Source organism: Mucilaginibacter sp. 3215 (assembly GCF_050433785.1).
Lineage (GTDB): Bacteria > Bacteroidota > Bacteroidia > Sphingobacteriales > Sphingobacteriaceae > Mucilaginibacter.
The window spans coordinates 504,103-521,393 of the sequence record NZ_JBNPWO010000001.1 but is presented as its reverse complement, the minus strand read 5'-3'; the positions used below and the strand labels follow the sequence as shown (position 1 = coordinate 521,393).

At 42.0% G+C, this 17,291-nt stretch carries 17 protein-coding genes; 12 read left to right on the top strand and 5 right to left on the bottom strand.

Annotated elements, in window-relative coordinates; all coding sequences use genetic code 11:
* Positions 1-22: 22 nt before the first annotated feature.
* Positions 23-1,414 (top strand): phosphoglucosamine mutase, encoded by a 1,392-nt coding sequence (gene glmM / locus ABIC84_RS02350; protein WP_090527070.1) that lies wholly within the window; start codon positions 23-25, stop codon positions 1,412-1,414.
* A 123-nt stretch (positions 1,415-1,537) separates the two neighbouring features.
* Positions 1,538-2,674: a cysteine desulfurase family protein gene (locus tag ABIC84_RS02345; RefSeq protein WP_429262555.1), complete on the top strand. Its 1,137-nt coding sequence runs from the start codon at positions 1,538-1,540 to the stop codon at positions 2,672-2,674.
* Between the two features lie 124 nt (positions 2,675-2,798).
* Here ABIC84_RS02345 and ABIC84_RS02340 read toward each other — a convergent pair whose 3' ends face one another.
* Both ABIC84_RS02340 and rpoN read right to left on the bottom strand, forming a co-directional pair.
* The gene (locus ABIC84_RS02340) at positions 2,799-3,104 is read right to left on the bottom strand and encodes a GIY-YIG nuclease family protein (protein ID WP_429262554.1); all 306 of its coding nucleotides are present in this window, start codon (positions 3,102-3,104) and stop codon (positions 2,799-2,801) included.
* 235 nt (positions 3,105-3,339) lie between these two features.
* On the bottom strand, positions 3,340-4,815 hold the full coding sequence (rpoN, locus tag ABIC84_RS02335) for an RNA polymerase factor sigma-54 (protein WP_426586923.1): 1,476 nt from the start codon (positions 4,813-4,815) through the stop codon (positions 3,340-3,342).
* A 177-nt stretch (positions 4,816-4,992) separates the two neighbouring features.
* Here rpoN and mscL point away from each other — a divergent pair, with 177 nt between their 5' ends.
* The gene (gene mscL / locus ABIC84_RS02330) at positions 4,993-5,403 is read left to right on the top strand and encodes a large-conductance mechanosensitive channel protein MscL (RefSeq protein WP_429262553.1); all 411 of its coding nucleotides are present in this window, start codon (positions 4,993-4,995) and stop codon (positions 5,401-5,403) included.
* Between the two features lie 71 nt (positions 5,404-5,474).
* Here the strand turns inward: mscL and ABIC84_RS02325 are convergent, their stop codons facing one another.
* Positions 5,475-6,353 (bottom strand): ChaN family lipoprotein, encoded by an 879-nt coding sequence (locus ABIC84_RS02325; protein WP_429262552.1) that lies wholly within the window; start codon positions 6,351-6,353, stop codon positions 5,475-5,477.
* A 372-nt stretch (positions 6,354-6,725) separates the two neighbouring features.
* On the opposite strand from ABIC84_RS02325, the gene rpmH reads away from it, so the two are divergent.
* The 4 genes from rpmH (at position 6,726) to tsaB (ending at position 8,323) form a co-directional block, all read left to right on the top strand.
* Entirely contained in the window at positions 6,726-6,884 is a 159-nt protein-coding gene (gene rpmH / locus ABIC84_RS02320) for a 50S ribosomal protein L34 (protein ID WP_110583460.1), read from the top strand.
* Between the two features lie 76 nt (positions 6,885-6,960).
* On the top strand, positions 6,961-7,365 hold the full coding sequence (locus tag ABIC84_RS02315; RefSeq protein WP_429262551.1) for a ribonuclease P protein component: 405 nt from the start codon (positions 6,961-6,963) through the stop codon (positions 7,363-7,365).
* Between the two features lie 13 nt (positions 7,366-7,378).
* Entirely contained in the window at positions 7,379-7,621 is a 243-nt protein-coding gene (yidD, locus tag ABIC84_RS02310; protein ID WP_429262550.1) for a membrane protein insertion efficiency factor YidD, read from the top strand.
* A 9-nt stretch (positions 7,622-7,630) separates the two neighbouring features.
* Positions 7,631-8,323, top strand: coding sequence for a tRNA (adenosine(37)-N6)-threonylcarbamoyltransferase complex dimerization subunit type 1 TsaB (tsaB, locus tag ABIC84_RS02305; RefSeq protein ID WP_429262549.1), 693 nt, complete (start codon positions 7,631-7,633; stop codon positions 8,321-8,323).
* On the opposite strand, the gene ABIC84_RS02300 is transcribed toward tsaB, so the two are convergent.
* Both ABIC84_RS02300 and ABIC84_RS02295 read right to left on the bottom strand, forming a co-directional pair.
* Entirely contained in the window at positions 8,320-9,774 is a 1,455-nt protein-coding gene (locus tag ABIC84_RS02300) for a DUF5723 family protein (protein ID WP_426586913.1), read from the bottom strand. The two genes, tsaB and ABIC84_RS02300, sit on opposite strands and share 4 nt — an antisense overlap.
* 136 nt (positions 9,775-9,910) lie before the next feature.
* Positions 9,911-11,500, bottom strand: coding sequence for a hypothetical protein (locus tag ABIC84_RS02295; RefSeq protein ID WP_429262548.1), 1,590 nt, complete (start codon positions 11,498-11,500; stop codon positions 9,911-9,913).
* An 86-nt stretch (positions 11,501-11,586) separates the two neighbouring features.
* Between ABIC84_RS02295 and ABIC84_RS02290 the strand changes: the two genes are divergently transcribed.
* The 5 genes from ABIC84_RS02290 to ABIC84_RS02270 all read left to right on the top strand — a co-directional run bounded on the left by ABIC84_RS02290 (position 11,587) and on the right by ABIC84_RS02270 (position 17,276).
* Positions 11,587-11,976, top strand: coding sequence for a DUF423 domain-containing protein (locus tag ABIC84_RS02290; RefSeq protein ID WP_090527050.1), 390 nt, complete (start codon positions 11,587-11,589; stop codon positions 11,974-11,976).
* 6 nt (positions 11,977-11,982) lie between these two features.
* On the top strand, positions 11,983-14,472 hold the full coding sequence (gene priA / locus ABIC84_RS02285) for a replication restart helicase PriA (protein WP_429262547.1): 2,490 nt from the start codon (positions 11,983-11,985) through the stop codon (positions 14,470-14,472).
* Positions 14,473-14,533: 61 nt separating this feature from the next.
* A complete protein-coding gene (locus ABIC84_RS02280; protein ID WP_429262546.1) occupies positions 14,534-15,307 on the top strand; it encodes a helix-turn-helix domain-containing protein in 774 nt (257 codons plus the stop codon).
* A gap of 66 nt (positions 15,308-15,373) precedes the next feature.
* Positions 15,374-15,688 (top strand): hypothetical protein, encoded by a 315-nt coding sequence (locus ABIC84_RS02275; protein ID WP_429262545.1) that lies wholly within the window; start codon positions 15,374-15,376, stop codon positions 15,686-15,688.
* A 142-nt stretch (positions 15,689-15,830) separates the two neighbouring features.
* Positions 15,831-17,276: an arginine deiminase family protein gene (locus ABIC84_RS02270; protein ID WP_429262544.1), complete on the top strand. Its 1,446-nt coding sequence runs from the start codon at positions 15,831-15,833 to the stop codon at positions 17,274-17,276.
* Positions 17,277-17,291 lie beyond the last annotated feature (15 nt).

Sequence of the window (17,291 nt, the reverse complement as noted above, 5' to 3'; positions counted from 1 at the left end):
ACCACACCAAAAACTTCGCATTTTGACATTAATAAAATCTATTTCAGGAATACGCGGCACCATAGGCGGTGCTGTTGGCGATGGTTTAACACCGCTTGATATTGTAAAATTCACTTCGGCCTACGGATCATGGGCTGTGAAAAAATCGGGGATTAAAAAGATTGTAGTAGGCCGTGATGCCCGTTTATCGGGTGCTATGGTGAACAATCTTGTTATTGGCACGCTACAGGGTTTGGGGATTGATGTTATTGACCTCGGGTTATCAACTACGCCGACAGTTGAGGTTGCCGTTACCGGTGAGCAGGCAGCGGGTGGTATCATCCTAACCGCGAGCCACAACCCAAAACAATGGAACGCCCTTAAACTGCTCAATGCAAACGGCGAGTTTATCAGTGATGCCGATGGCAAGGAAGTGCTAACAATTGCCGAATACAGCGACTTTAATTATGCCGATGTAAACGATCTGGGTAAAGTTACTCATGATGATACCTGGCTTCAAAAACACATCGACCTTGTACTGGCCTTGCCGCTGGTTGATGTTGAGGCTATAAAGAAAGCCAACTTTAAAGTAGTAATAGATTGTGTTAACTCAACAGGCGGTATTTTTGTACCGGCCTTGCTGAAAGCTTTGGGCGTTGAAACCGTTCACGAACTGTATTGTGAGCCGGATGGCAATTTCCCGCATAATCCCGAGCCGCTTCCCGAAAACCTGATAGCTTTATCAAAAGAGGTTGTGGGTAAACGTGCCGATTTGGGTATTGCTGTTGATCCGGATGTAGACCGCCTTTGCTTTGTTTGCGAAGATGGTAACATGTTTGGCGAAGAATATACGCTGGTTGCCGTAGCCGACTATGTTTTGAAAAACAATGTGGGCAACACGGTATCTAACCTGTCATCAACCCGTGCGTTGCGCGACGTTACTGAAAAAGCAGGCGGCGAATACCATGCGGCTGCGGTTGGGGAGGTTAACGTGGTTAACAAAATGAAAGAAGTAAACGCTGTTATTGGCGGCGAAGGTAATGGCGGGGTTATTTACCCTGAGTTACATTACGGTCGTGACGCCTTAGTTGGTATCGCGTTGTTTTTAACTCATCTGGCTAAATATGGTAAATCAGTTTCAAGTTTGCGTGCGTCATATCCGGGTTATTTTATTTCAAAAAACAAGATCACTTTAACACCTGAAATGGACATAGACGCCCTTTTGGCGAAAGTTGAAGAAAAATACATCAAGCAGCCCCACTCAACAATTGATGGCCTGAAAATAGAATTTGATAAAGAATGGGTACATTTGCGGAGGTCAAACACCGAGCCCATTATCAGGATTTACTCTGAAGGCAATTCTGAAACCGTGGCAAACGGTTTGGCCAATAAGATCATCATCGATATTAAGGAGATCTTACAGCTGAAAGGTTAATTTTACTGGTATTAAAAATAGCAGGCAACCGGCGGTAAATACCGTTGGTTGCTTGCTTATATATACATTACCGGGCATGTGTTTTTGAAGTTACTGATCCATTAATTTATAATTTTTAAAAAAATGCGCGTTTATTTTGATAATGCCGCCACTACACCGCTTGATCCTGATGTGATGAAGGAGATGTATAAGGTGATGGAAAGCCAGTTTGGTAATCCGTCGTCAATACATGCCCACGGCAGGGAAGCCCGTACTTTAATTGAGCGTTCGCGGAAAACGATTGCCGGTTTACTGCACACCTCGCCCGCCGAAATCTTTTTTACGTCAAGCGGTACGGAGGCCGATAATACGGCTATCAGGTGCGGGATCATTGATCACAAAATCACCCATGCTATCACCAGCCCCACCGAGCATCACGCAGTGCTCCACACGCTGGAAGCAATGGAAAAATCGGGCATTATTAAATTGAGCCTGGTAAATATAGACAGCAAGGGTGTTATTGATTATGATCACCTGGAAACATTATTGAAAGAAAATGAACGCAGTTTTGTTTCATTAATGCATGCCAATAACGAAATAGGCACCCTATCTGACATGGAACGCATTGGTGACCTGTGCGAAACATACAATGCCATTTATCATTGCGATACTGTGCAAACCATGGGCCACTACCAGCATGACCTGAGCAAGCTTAAAGCTCACTTTGTGGTATGTGCCGGTCATAAATTGCACGGGCCCAAGGGTGTAGGGTTCCTGCATATCAATCATAAAATCAAAATAAAACCATTTATTTACGGTGGCGCCCAGGAACGCAACATGCGCGGCGGTACCGAAAATATTTATGGTATAGTTGGTTTGGCCAAAGCGCTTGAACTTGCTTACGGCGAAATGGAACAGCACCAAAACTACATTCAGGGCTTAAAATCATACATGATGGAGCAACTGGTTGCTAACGTACCCGGTGTAAGCTTTAACGGCGAAACCGACCCCGAAAAAAGTTTGTATACAGTATTGAACGTGGCTTTCCCCGAGATGGAAATGAGCGATATGCTGCTGTTTAATCTTGATATTGCCGGTATTTCTGCTTCGGGTGGAAGCGCCTGCAGCTCAGGCAGCGATATTGGTTCGCACGTGTTAACTGCTATCGGGGCCAGTTCTTCAAGGCCATCGGTTAGGTTCTCGTTCTCAAAGTATAATACAAAAGAGGAAGTTGATTTTGTAGTAGCTAAAGTTCGCGAGCTTTGTGCTGTGAATGTATAAGTTGAAAGTACATATAATAAAAACGCCTTAAGGACTCGGTTCTTAAGGCGTTTTTATTAAAAGACGTCATTGCGAGGTACGAAGCAATCCCCAACCGTACAGAGTCGCTTCGAAAATCAGTTAGTTATTCTTTTGTTAAATCTTCATACAGATCTTTCCATTCAGGATTCAATTGATTGATAAGATCAACTTTCATCTGTCTATTTCCACCTTTTAGGGCCTTTTCAGCAGCAATAGCCTCTTCGATATGGGAATAGAAAATATAATACACCAATTTATTACAGTTGTATTTAGCAGTAAAGCTTTGGGGATAAGTTTTGTTCTTGTGATCCCAGATCCTGCCGATAATATCTGATGTAACCCCCGTATATAACACTGAATGCGTTTTATTTGTGACGATGTAAGTACATCCGCCGCGTTGCATAACCATTTAATAAATATATTCTTTAATATTTTGCTAACGCGAAAAAAGTATGATTTCTCTGCCAATTGGGGATTGCTTCGTGCCTCGCAATGACGTGGTGGAGAATGGCTTTGATAGTTTTTTTGTAAGTCGGGGATTACTACGTGCCTTATAATGTCGTGATTACAAGGTGTTGATTATCAAATATAATTTTCACACATCATTGCGAGTAACAGATGTCTTTTGAAGAATCTCTAAAAAGCTACAACTCCTTCCTCAACCTTGCTACCGGGATGTTCATTTGTTCGCGGTATTTGGCTACGGTACGGCGGGCTATGTTGTAGCCTGCATCTTTGAGTATTTCGGTCAATTTTTCATCAGCAAGCGGATGACGTTTATCTTCTTTGCCAATATGTTCTTCCAAAATCTTTTTAACCTCTTTATTGGATACTTCCTCACCGCTTTCAGTTTGGATGGCTTCGGAGAAGAAGGATTTTAACAGGAAGGTACCAAATTCCGTTTGTACATATTTAGAGTTGGCTACGCGCGACACTGTTGAAATATCCATACCAATACGGTCGGCAATGTCCTTCAGGATCATTGGCTTCAGGTTTTTATCATCACCGGTAAGGAAAAACTCATACTGATACTGCATAATGGCATTCATGGTTTTAAGCAGCGTTTGCTGGCGCTGTTTAATAGCATCAATAAACCACTTGGCCGAATCAAGCTTTTGCTTTACAAATTGCACTGCTTCCTTCAGTTTTTTATCTTTTTGGGAAGCCTTGTCATAATGCTGAAACATTTCCTGGTATGAGCGGCTTACCCTAAGTTCGGGCGCGTTTTTGGAGTTGAGAGTGAGGATGAGCGTGCCATCGTTGTTAGTGATATGAAAATCTGGGATCACCTGCATTTGCTTGGTGTTGATCTCGTTTGAATCGCCGGGTTTGGGATTGAGTTTTAAGATCTCATTAACAACGGCACGTAACTCAGCCGAGTTCATACTCAATGATTTTTCAAGCTTATCGTAATGTTTGCGGGTAAACTCATCCAAATAATGTTCAACAACTTGTATGGCTTTTTTTACGATCGGGTCGCTTGCGTCTTTTTTTCTAAGCTGGATCAGCAGGCATTCCTGTAAGCTGCGCGCGCCTACCCCAGGGGGGTCAAAGCCCTGGATCACCTTGAGCATCTCTTCTACTTCGTCATCCTCAGCCAATACATTTTGTGAAAATGCAAGGTCGTCAGTTAGCGACATAATGGGACGGCGCAGATAGCCGTCGTCATCCAGGCTGCCTATGATCTGCTTGCCGATCATGAAATCTTTATCACTCAGGGGAAGCAAGTCTAACTGTGCTTGCAGACTTTCAAAAAACGAACTTTGCACGGCAATAGGGATCTCTTTACGCTCATCCTCGTCATCACCATTTTGATCATAGCGTGATCCGTAATCATTTACGTTGTCTTCCTGCAGGTAGTCGTCAATATTAAATTCATCCATCTCGCCCTTTTCCTCATCGTTGTTATAATTATCTTCGTCGGGGTCGCGGTCGGGATATTGTTCTTCGGGCTCGTTTAGGTTGGTAAGGCTCAGATCTTCAAGTGCGGGGTTTTCTTCCAGTTCTTCTTTTATCCGGGTATCAAGCGAAACAGTAGGCACCTGCAGCAATTTTATAAATTGTATTTGCTGGGGCGAAAGTTTTTGTAAAAGTTTTTGTTGAAGGTTCTGTTTAAGCATAATTAAGATGTAGCCAAAAATACATCAAATTAATATCAACTAAAAATTACTTGAGGTATCTGCTTTTAAAGTTGTTAAATGTTTTAAGCATGCCAATTGTTTTAGGGCGAACAAAAAATCTATATAAATAGATAGTTTGAGTAATATTATTAACTTTAAGTAACCAAACTTTAATTTATGGCAATAGTAAAAGAGTTCAAAGAATTTGCAATGCGGGGCAACGTGGTTGACCTTGCTGTAGGTGTTATCATCGGTGCTGCCTTCGGTAAAATTGTTACGTCCCTGGTTACGGATATTGTAATGCCGCCAATAGGGTTAATTACCGGTGGGATTGATTTTAAAGATTTAAAGATACACCTGAAAGCCGCGGATGCCGTTGCTAAAACCCCGGCTGTCGATATCAATATAGGTAACTTCATCAATATCGTAATCGAATTTTTAATTGTTGCCTTTAGTATATTTATAATTGTTAAAGGCATTAATGCCCTTAAAAAGAAAGAAGAGGCCGCCCCGGCAGCACCACCTGAACCAACTAAAGAAGAAGTTTTACTTACCGAAATCCGCGATTTACTGGCTAAGAAAGCTTAATGGATCATAGTTCACGGATCATGGTTTTTTTCCATAATAGCTATGATCTATGAACTGTCAACAATGAACTGTCAAAAAGTTTTTGGCAACTTAGGATCAGTTAAAATAATATAGTCGGCCATGCCGGCTAATTTGCTCCAGTCGGGCTTGTCAAAACTATCATCCATGTAGGTTGCTATGTTAAGCACGCGTAATTTGGGTGCGTATTTTTTAAGTTGGGCTACCGCGCCCAGTTTTTCTTCACTGTGAAAGCCGCCGTTAAGCTGCAATACTTTAAAGCCGGAATGGTTTTTCAGGAATTTCGCTATCGACCAGCCCATCGTAGCATCCCAAAGGTTTTGCGATTGGTAAATCTGCATGCCCGGCATTGAGGCATGACCTCCCATTATTTTAGCAAATTTATCATAATAAGCTCCGGTAGCGGTATCGATAGGCAGCGGCGCAAGATAGCTTTTAGCCTGGGCATCAAGCTGCTTTAAAGCGTCAAGTCCGCCGCGTGTAACCATGTTGGTATAGCGGGTTGGGGCGTTGGCTGCTATTACCGGCAGATGATTGGATTTGGCAAGTTCAACAAGCGGTTTGTAATCCTTATAGTTAGGCCAGGTACGCGCATCTGTTACCAGATTTTTTTCGCGAATAAGCCCCGCGAGATATTCATTCAGCACCAGTTGACAGTCAGTTTGAAACATCTCCATGGAAAGCGCTGTTTTCTGCGGATATTTTTCCGAAAGCTTTTTGAACAAGCTAAACTCCAGATAGTGCGCCGTTGAATCATTATGCTCTTCGCCAAAGAAAAGCACATCAGCATTGGCCATGTCATTAACAATATCGTCGGGCGTGATGATCTTTTGTGCCGATGTGCTGTAAATTTTATAATGTGTTGCAGGTAGCTCCTGCGCTATGGTAACAGCCGATAGAAATATGAATATTGCGGAAAGGATTACTTTCATTTGCTGTTGAATTTACACTTTGTTAATGACTCAGCCCTGCTTATTCAGCGTTTTTTAACAAATGCCGTAGTTCGCGAGTGCACATTGTTGCAAAATCTGAATCTGTAACAAATAATTAATGTTTAAATTTAACTTTTTAATATGATTTGGAATGACAGCTTAGCGCTATTATTTAGTTCAGATAATGAACAGGATTTTGAATTTAATTATTGCGCATGCAATTAGTTTTTCAAAAAAAGAGCCGCTGATTCGTGGCTACCGGGCGGCAGCACACATGTTATTATAAATAAGAAAAATAGTGTTTGAATTATTAAATAAAATAACTACATTTGCGCTCTTGTTTTAAAAAGACGAATAGAATAAAATATAGCCATGAAAAGAACGTTTCAGCCTTCTCAAAGAAAAAGAAGAAATAAACACGGTTTCCGTGAACGCATGTCAACTGCTAACGGTAGGAGAATATTAGCAGCCAGAAGAGCTAAAGGCAGAAAAAGGTTAACTGTTTCTGACGAAGGCAGGCACAAAGCATAATTGAGGTTGCCCTACCCTATTTACAAGGGTCTGGAACCGCTTATCTGCTTTATCCTTCGGTTCAAAAATGGCAACTATGTATACTTTTAAAAAAGAAGAACGGTTATGTAACAAGAGGCTTATTGACAAGCTTTTTCATAACGGTTCTTCTTTTTTATGTTATCCCTTCCGGGTATCCTGGCTTGTCAATCCCGAGCCGCAGCCCCATCCTGTGCAAATTCTTTTTTCCGTTCCCAAAAAGCGTTATAAGCACGCCGTCGACCGTAATTTGGTAAAACGCCTGATGCGCGAAGCGTACAGGCTCCACAAACAGCAGCATCTTTATCATATTCTGCAGCAAGCGGATAAAAAGATAATTGTTTCGGTAGGCTATGTAGGCAAAGAAATTGAGCCATACCCTTTCATCGAAAAAAAAATGCTGAGGATGCTTGCCCAACTTTCCGGTGAGTTAACTGCTGCAATACCAGTCACGGCTAATTAACATGAATGGGCTTATGGATACAATCGCCAGGTTTTTAAAGGCAATAGTTGGGGGAGTTTTCATCATCCTGATCAAATTTTACCAATATTTTATATCGCCGCTTTCGGCTGCATCATGCCGGTATACACCCACCTGCTCACAGTACGGTGTTGAAGCCATCAGGAAGCATGGTGCTTTTAAAGGTGGTTGGTTAACCATAAAGCGCATTGCCAGTTGTAATCCCTGGGGTGGTCATGGGCATGATCCGGTACCATAAATTTATAATATGAGTCTTATACTTCAAATAGAAACAGCAACAACATCCTGCTCGGTAGCACTTGCCCGAGATGGCAAGGTTTTGGACTTTAAGCAAATAAACGCCCGTAATATCCATGCTGAAGTTATTACTTTATATATCAATGAATTACTGAATAATTTGGGAGTAAGTTATAACGAGCTTGACGCTATTGCTGTGAGCAGCGGTCCGGGGTCATACACCGGTTTACGGATAGGCGTATCTACCGCCAAAGGATTGTGCTTCGCCCTTGATAAGCCTCTCATAGCAATTGAAACACTTGAGGCTATGGCTCATGGCGTTATTAACAGCCCGGGGTTTGCTGCTGATGGTAATATGCTGTTATGCCCTATGATAGATGCCCGCCGAATGGAGGTTTACACCGCATTATTTGATGCAGCCGGCAACAGAGTGCGTGAAACAGCGGCTGATATTATAGAAGGAAACAGCTTTGCCAACTATTTGAAAGACCATCAGATCCTGTTTTTTGGTGATGGTGCCGAAAAATGCAAAGGTGTTTTAAGTGAAAGCCCCAATGCCTTGTTTTTGGATGATTTTGTAAACTCAGCAACATATCTTACCCAAAAAGCAGCTCAAAAATTTGCTGATGGCGCATTTGAAGATGTAGCTTATTACGAGCCTTACTACCTTAAAGATTTTATAGCCGGAAAAAAAGCGCTTTAATTATTAGTTTTAAAAATGCGGCCAAACAAACGGCCCAAAAATCCTTTTTCGCCCATTGGGATATAGCTGGAGTTCATGGGGTGTTCAATTACCCGTCCAAATTTAAGTGAAAAGCCCAAGAAGATATCCGCCCCGCTATAGTTGCCCACTCTATTTATTTGATTGGTATTATTTAAAGCGGCGAAGGTAAGGCGGCCTGTGTTTAGTAAGCGTTCGGAGCCTATAAAAAATTCGACATTAGGGGATTTTACCATAATTTGTGCGCCCAGATTAAATAATTTATAATCGTCATAAGTGGCCGTTAAGGTAGCTATCAGGTTGTTTTTTTGTACCGAGTTAACCATTGCACCGGTAAAACCGGAAAAGAACATTTCTTTTTGGGCTACAACCGTGGGAAAGTACCTAAATGTTTTTTCATCATCAAGCCAATAGCTTTTGGATACGCTCAATTCGGCTTTGGCATTGGTTTTTGTATTAAATGAGGTAACTACTCCGTTGGCTCTGAACAAGTCATATACAGCATTATATATATTCTCATCACGATGCTGAGATGTAATATCTGTTATATTTATTGTGTTATTAAAATCAGTAATGGTTGAGCGCTTGTTCCAGTGAATAAAGCCAAGGTCTTTTATATTTCCTTGTATCAGGATCCCATCCTCTGTTCGGTAAGTTGCCCCCATTGATATCGATGCGCCGGGGTTACGAAACGTTGGTAAAAAGTCACGCCCGTCCAGTCTGCCCGGCACATAGCTCCTGTAATACCGTCCCCTCATATAAACATCTGCATTGTCATTGTCAGGATTTGCCGCGTCCCGGTTAATTTGCAGGCTCGATTCCTCCACATCTATTTTGTTATACTGAACACCAGACAGGTAGCTCAGTTTAAAACCTAACGACAGTTGCTTATTAACCTGCTCCCGGTAAATATAACTTAACTGGTCGTACATCTGCACTCTATAATGATTGTTGAATATATTATCATAATTATCACGCGCAAAATTTGACGGTCCATCAAGAAAAGCTATCGATTCATCGGTGACCAGGCCTTTACTTTCTACTTTAGTTTGGGCCGAAAAGCCCATTTCAACATTACCGTTTAAGCTGGTGAAAAACTTGAGCATTACCGCATAGGCATTGGCATTTGCATTAAAATGATTTAAAGCATTTTGGCCAATCCGCAGTGATGAGGTATTATAATACGAAGGGCTTGCAAATGCACGGCTTTTTAGCGGCCGTTGTACGTCCCCCGTTATATAAAAATTAGCATCGAAATTAGGGATAAAAAAATTGAATGCTACCCCCCGGCTCGAATCAGGGATAAAGGCTCTTTGTGAAGGATTTTCAAATGAATCGTAAAGCGTGCCAGTATTATACTGCGAAAACTGTTGAGCCGATACGGATAAAGAATAAAAGATAAAGAAAAGAATAGTAAAGAAGATCTTATTCATAATTGGCTCACATATCTTGCCTCGAATTTTCTTAAAGAAAAGAACTCAAGGCTGATTGTCTGTAAATTTTTTACAAATTGCTTTTTGTAATGTTTTACGAAATTGGGCGGGTATTGTTGTGTAAACGTAAACAAATTTATTTTTTTACTGCACTTGTATCCGGCACATTCAGGCGCATGCAAAAATTGGTATAAAAGTTTTTGTCGGATGCGGTGAGCTGGAAGGCTGCACCATAGTAATTTTTCCAACCGGGGTCGCTGTTTTCAAAAGCATCGTAAAAAGACCTTTTTAAATCGCGTTTTAATACAGGCTGCATGTTTTTAAAGTTAATAAAGAAGGCCACATTGCTCCTTTCGGCCAGCAAATTATCAAACTGGGTATACTGATCGGTTTTGCCTATGAATTTGCGATTGAAGTAAGTGTCGTTATAGCTTTCCAACTCGGATATCGACGTGGCAAGTATGAGATAATTATCAATGATCATAAAGTAAGGTTTTCGGAAAATGCTGAAAGCATCGCCCAATAAAAAGAACGGCAGTTTTTCATAATTAAACTGGCCAACTTTATCAGTAACCATATTACTGATGTTCATCATCACCGGAAAAAGCTTTGAGCCATCTTTAACAGAAATGATGGCAAATTTTTCAAAGTATCGCGTTGTTACAATCGCGAACTCGTTACCAAGCAGCTTTTCAAACTCAGGTTTTACAAACAGCCCTGCTTCTGATTTTACCTTGTTCAAAAGTTCATTCTTTTCCCTGCCCACTCCCGCTTTATCGTGCCATTGTGAAAGGTCGGCCTCAAACTTTTTAGGATCTGAAACGGCGAAACTTGTGCTGTAGGCAGTTGTAGCCGGGAAGATATCTTTTAAATGATTCTCGACAGGTTGCTGGGCCGAAAAAATGTTTAAATAACTGGTTGCATTATTTCGTTTAGTGGTAAACCCGTTAAACATCAAAGCATCGCTTTTATAATTCAAGTTCAATGCCGCATAGGCCGGCAGCATTCTAAAGCTCTTAAAAAGATCGGTAGTTTTATTAAGGAACAGTTGATCAAAAAACGGATTAAGCTGGTTGTAATTAATATAAAGATTGGCAAGTGAATTGGCATTTTGCTGCTCAGGCAACGGTACAAAGCCATTATGGCCTTTATCCTGCTGGTAGATGGCGCTATGATCAACCAAATCTTTTGAAAAACTGCCCGAAAATATATTGTCGCCGGTTTTAATGAGGTAAAAATGTTTGTCGAGCGGCTTGACATATATATTATAACCCTGGCTTGCCGCTATCTGCATAGGCGCTATTTGTAAAGCGTTTTTGGCACTGCCTGTTAAATGATTAAACATAGTTGCTGAAAAAGCTTTTGATGCCGAAGTAGTTACAAGCAAATCTATATTATCATTATTTGTAGGATGAAGGGAAACGAAAATGTTTTGGCCTGCAAAAAACTGATCAAGCTGCGGAGAGGCAATGAGCAACTTGCGTAAGGTATCAAGTTCATGTAATTTGGCGGGGCCAACAAAAGTGCTTAAGAGCTGGTTGCCGGCAAAAATATCATAAAATCCCTTTTCATTACCAAACTCAAATACTGCCACCGCATTATCAGGAATAGCAAGCATAACCTGCCCGGTACGCACTCCCGGGGGACTTAAATTTTTAAAATATAACACCGTTATCAGCACGGTAGCTATAATCAAAAATATAGTGGTTACTATCAGTCGTTTCATAGCAGGGGGCGTGCAGCAAATATAGAATTTTACCCCACGGCGTTAAAGTAATACTTTCAATTGGTTAACTTAGCTTTTTATATCGCATGAACAAACAAATAATTATTACCGCTTCGTTTTTAGGTATGCTGGCCGTTATAACCGGCGCTTTTGGAGCCCACGGTTTAAAAGCATTGCTTGCTCCGGCCCAGCTTGAGGTTTGGCATACTGCTGTACAATACAACTTTTATCATGTATTTGCCCTGCTTTTTTTAGCGGTTTTTGCGCGCGAAAAGAGCGGGGGCTTAATATCAGCAGCTTACTACCTGTTCACTTTCGGCATTATATTCTTTTCAGGTTCGCTGTACCTGTTGTCATGTCGCGATCTGCTTGGCTGGAACTGGCTTATAGCCATGGGGCCAATTACACCCATTGGTGGTTTATTGTTTATTTTGGGCTGGTTGATGCTGGCATTAGCTGCTATCCGCAACAAATAATAAACGATGTTAGAGTTTGCCGAAATTGAACATACCGATCGTGAAACACTTTTTGCCGAAGTGATTTTGCCATTGGCTATTTCAAAAAATTACACCTACCGGGTTCCTTATGATCAAAACGATGCTATTGCCATTGGCAAAAGAGTGGTGGTGCAGTTCGGCAAAAGCAAGCTTTATACAGCTATTGTTAAAGAAATAGGTAAACTGGCGCCCGAAAAGTACGAAGCCAAATATATCATCGAAATCCTGGATGACCGCCCGGTTGTAACCCTTAAACAGCTCGAATTTTGGCAGTGGCTGGCAGATTACTATATGTGCAACATAGGCGAAGTTATGAACGCCGCGCTGCCATCGGCACTGAAGCTGGCCAGCGAAACCCGCATCATGCTTAACCGGGAATACGAGATAGATAAAACCACGCTTCACGATAAAGAGTTTTTAATTGTTGAAGCCCTCGAAATTCAGCCGGAGCTTACTATAAGCGATATTACCAAGCTTTTGGGGCAGAAAACTGTAATGCCGATATTGAAGCTGATGTTTGAAAAAAACATCATCAACATATCCGAAGAGGTAAACGAACGTTATAAGCCCCGCAAACGCACTTTTATTACGCTTAACCCGGTTTATAACAACCAGGATAATCTGAGGGAGTTATTCCCGATATTGGAAAAGCGCGCGCCTAAACAGGCCGATGCCCTATTAGCTTACATCAAGCTTTCCCGTCATCAAAAAAACATCACCAAAAACGAACTTATTGAAGAAAGCGGTGCAGGTGAATCAAGCATTAAATCGCTCATTGAAAAAGAGATCTTCTTTTCGGAGGACAGGAGCGTTAGCCGTCTGCATTTTGAGGAAGAAGGAGAAGAAGGCAATAACTTTGAATTAAGCGAACAACAAACGGAGGTACTTCAAAGTATCCGCGGGCAGTTTAAAGAAAAAGATGTAACGCTGTTGCATGGCGTAACCTCATCAGGCAAAACACAATTATATGTAAGGCTGATAGAAGAGATAGTTCGTAGCGGAAGGCAGGTACTTTACCTGCTGCCCGAAATTGCACTTACAACACATATTATTGAAAGGCTACGGATGTATTTTGGTGCTGATATCGGCGTTTATCATTCGCGCTTTAATGACAATGAGCGGGTAGAGGTTTGGCAGAAAGTTTTAAGCGGAGAGTATAAGATTGTGCTCGGCGCGCGGTCATCCGTGTTTTTACCTTTTGCCGATCTGGGATTGATCATTGTTGATGAGGAACACGAAACATCATACAAGCAATTTGATCCGGCGCCGCGTTACAACGCACGCGACGCCTCGATTTTTTTGGCTAACATGCACCAGGGTAAAGTGCTTTTGGGTTCGGCCACGCCATCTTTTGAAAGCTACTATAACGCCCGCACTCATAAATACGGCTTTGCAGAGCTTACCGAACGCTTTGGCGGCGTTGAGCTGCCCGATGTACAGGTGGTGAGCATCGCTCATGAAACCAAACAAAAAACTATCCAGTCGCACTTTACCAGCGTGCTGATGGAGGGCATTAAGCAGGCGCTTGAAAATAAAGAGCAGGTAATTTTATTCCAAAACCGCCGTGGATATGCTCCCATCCTGATGTGCAAAGTATGTGCTTATACCCCAAAATGTATCAACTGTGATGTAAGCCTTACTTATCATAAAAGTAGCGGCAAACTGCATTGCCACTACTGCGGTTATAAGGAAGATACACCATCCATTTGCCCCGCCTGCGGATCTACCCATTTAGAATATAAAGGCTTCGGTACCGAAAAAATTGAAGATGAACTGAGCGTTTTATTGCCCGAAGCCCGGATTGCCCGGATGGACCTGGATACTACACGGTCACGAAATTCCCTGCAAACTATCCTCAACGATCTGGAAGAAAAAAGGATAGATATCCTGGTTGGTACCCAGATGGTAGCCAAAGGGCTTGATTTTTCAGATGTGACACTGATTGGTATTATTAATGCTGATAGCCTGCTGAAATTCCCTGACTATAGGGCAAATGAGCGTGGGTTTCAATTGCTTGCACAGGTAAGCGGCAGGGCCGGCCGCCGGGGCAAGCAGGGCAAAGTAATTGTGCAAACCTATGATATTTATCACCGGGTGTTAAAGCAGGTGATTGATAACAACTACGCCGATCTTTATTTTACCGAGATGGAAGAGCGGAAAAGCTTTAAATACCCTCCCTTCTACCGGATCATCAACCTCGATATCAAGCATAAAAATCCCGATGTGCTCCATAACCAGGCCGAATATCTCGGCGCGCGTCTCCGGGAGCATTTCGGCGAGCGGGTGATTGGCCCGGAGCAGCCGCTCATCAGCAGGATCCGCAATTATTACATTAAAAGCATTATGCTCAAATTTGAGAAGGATGGGATCTCTATTATAAAGGCAAAAACTGTTTTAAGGGACGTGATCACTCAGTATTATACAACCAAACTTAGCACGGGCAGTATTGTACAGCCCGATGTTGATCCGTATTAATACAATCTTGAGTCGCGCCGGGCGGGAATTTTCTGATTAACAAATTCTGTATCTTAGTTAAATGCATATTGAACGCTTTACGCCCGGCGAAATACTAAAGCCTTTTATACGGCAATACGTTTTTATCGAGACTGCAAATGATCTGGTTAATCGTATTTTGCCCGATACATCGCTGGTAATGGCGTTCAGGTACGGTGGCAAGATCAGCGATATTACCCAGGCACATAGCAGTAAACTTCCCTCCTCTTTGATCACCGGCTTAAAAAAATCGCCGAGGCTAATTAATTACGCACCAGGCACAGGCAATATGCTGGTATTATTTAAAGCAGCCGGAGCGGCAGCGTTTTTCAAAAATCCACTTCATGAATTGTTTGAGGCAAGTGTTCCGCTTGATAATTTTATTGCACCGGATGAATTAGCGTTAATTGAAGAACAACTGGCAGAAGCACCCAATAATCAGCAAAGGGTAATCATCACCGAACAATTCCTGCTTAAACATATTGAGAACCACAAACAGGACCAGCTGATCATATCTGCCCTGCAAAAGATCCGCTTATCAAAAGGCATGATCAAAATTAAGGACCTTGCCGATACTCATTATATAAGCCAGGATGCGCTTGAAAAACGCTTCAGGCGAGTGGTTGGTACTTCGCCAAAGCAGTTTTCCAATATTATCAAGATCAGGTCGATACTTAATAGTAAACCTAAAAACGGTTCGCTCAGCCAGGTAGCTTTAGAAGCGGGGTACTTTGACCAGCCGCATTTCAATAAAGAATTTAAACTGTTTACAGGATTAAATCCCACCGATTTCTTTAAGATACCGCAAGCCTGGTAAATCAATGATTTTTTACAAGTATTGAGCTTCCATTATTCCGATTTTTGAAGAAAAACAAGGATTATCATGAAACAGATATTTATAGATCAATTTATTGTTCCCGCAACAGCTCAACAGGAATTTAAAGAACGAATGAAAATCAACAGGGACTTTATTAAAAAACTTGAGGGATTTATTGAAGACCGTGCCTTTGAGCGCCATGATGACCAAGGCAACCTCATTTGCATTACAACCGCCATTTGGCAAAACGAAGATGTTTTACAAAAAGCTAAAGAGGCAGTGCAGCAGCTGTATCAGCAACAGGGCTTTGATATGAAGGCTATGTTGCAAAGGCTAAACGTAAGCATGGAAAGGAACACTTACCGGGAGATTGCCGATTAGAAAGCAGCAACATATAATCGACACATAAAACGTTTTATATTGAATTAAAAGAACAGGCAAATATTAACCGGCCTAATTTTGCCGGGTAAGCCCGTTTTGTAATTTAATTTCTGATAGATTTGTGTTACGATTATAGTGTTTTATGACAATAACCAACTCCGATTTTAAAATAGATGTAACCTCCGAAATTGGCACACTCCGCACATTGCTTATTCACAGCCCGGATAGCGGCCTGGGCAAGGTTGTGCCTTCAAAGGCGCAGGACTGGCTTTTTGAGGATATAATCCACCTGGATACGGTACGCAGGAATGAATATGATTACTACGTAAAGCTGTTGCTCTATTTTCTTGATCCGGGTAAAATAAAAGGCAAGCTGCATCAAATTGATGATGAAGCTACCCGCCGTTCATTTTTTAAACCTGATAATGCTGGCTTCCATTCATCAGATAAGGTTATCGAGATCCAAACCCTGTTAGCCGATATTTTACAACAACCGGATATACGTAAAAAACTGGTAGCTGCTGTATGCGCGGTTGAAAGCTGCAATTACCGTTTACAACAGCAACTTACCGATACAGACCCAGTTGAGCTGGCCAAGATCTTTATTTCGGGCTCGTTAACAACCGAAGAAATGATCTTTGCCCCTATCCCCAATCTTATTTTTTCGAGGGATTTGGGTATAGCGGTTAATAATCATATGCTGCTCAACAAGCCGGCAAAGAAAGCCCGTTTCCGCGAAACTTTGCTGATGCGTTACATATTTTTCAATCATCCGCTGTTTGAAGCTTATCGCGATAATATTTTGGAGATCCCTGAAACCGCGCAGCATTTTTTACGCCCGGGCGAAGACGCGGAAGGCCGCACAACTTTAGAGGGCGGCGATGTGATGATGGTAAGTCCTGATCATTTAGTGATTGGCTGCAGCGAGCGGACATCTGTCAGCGGGGCTAATGAAGCTATCAGGCTGTTGTTTGAACATGATGTAGTGAAGAAGGTAACCATCGTAAAAATCCCAAACAAGCGTGATTATATGCATATCGATACTGTATTCACACAGGTAAAGCGCGATACCTGGGTGTTGCTCCGCTCGCTTGCGGTGGCCGAAGCCCCGATTGAGGAACGGGAGCCGATATCATGGTTTGCCGATAAAAAACAAAAAGAACGGGCGGAAATTGTACAGTTTGAAAAAGATGAAAAACCAAGGCTATTTGGTTGTATTGAGGACCTGCTTTCCGACATCAGCGAGAACGATCTCAAAAGCGGTGTAAAAACAAAGTTTATTTACTCGGGCAACAACACCTTTCCCTTTGATGCCCGTGAACAATGGACAGACTCCTGCAACCTGCTTGCACTAAAAGAAGGCGTTGTTGTTGGATATGATCGGAATGATAAAACTGTAGAGGCTTTTAAAGAAGGTGGCTTTAATGTGATCCGGGTAGCCGAATTGCTTCAAAAATTTGAGAATAATGAACTTGACCCGCAAAGTTTAACCGATACGCTGATATTAATGCCTTCAGCCGAGCTTTCCCGTGCCCGCGGTGGTTTCCATTGCATGAGCATGCCGGTATTCAGGGACGCTGTAATTTAATTTATCATTGAGTCA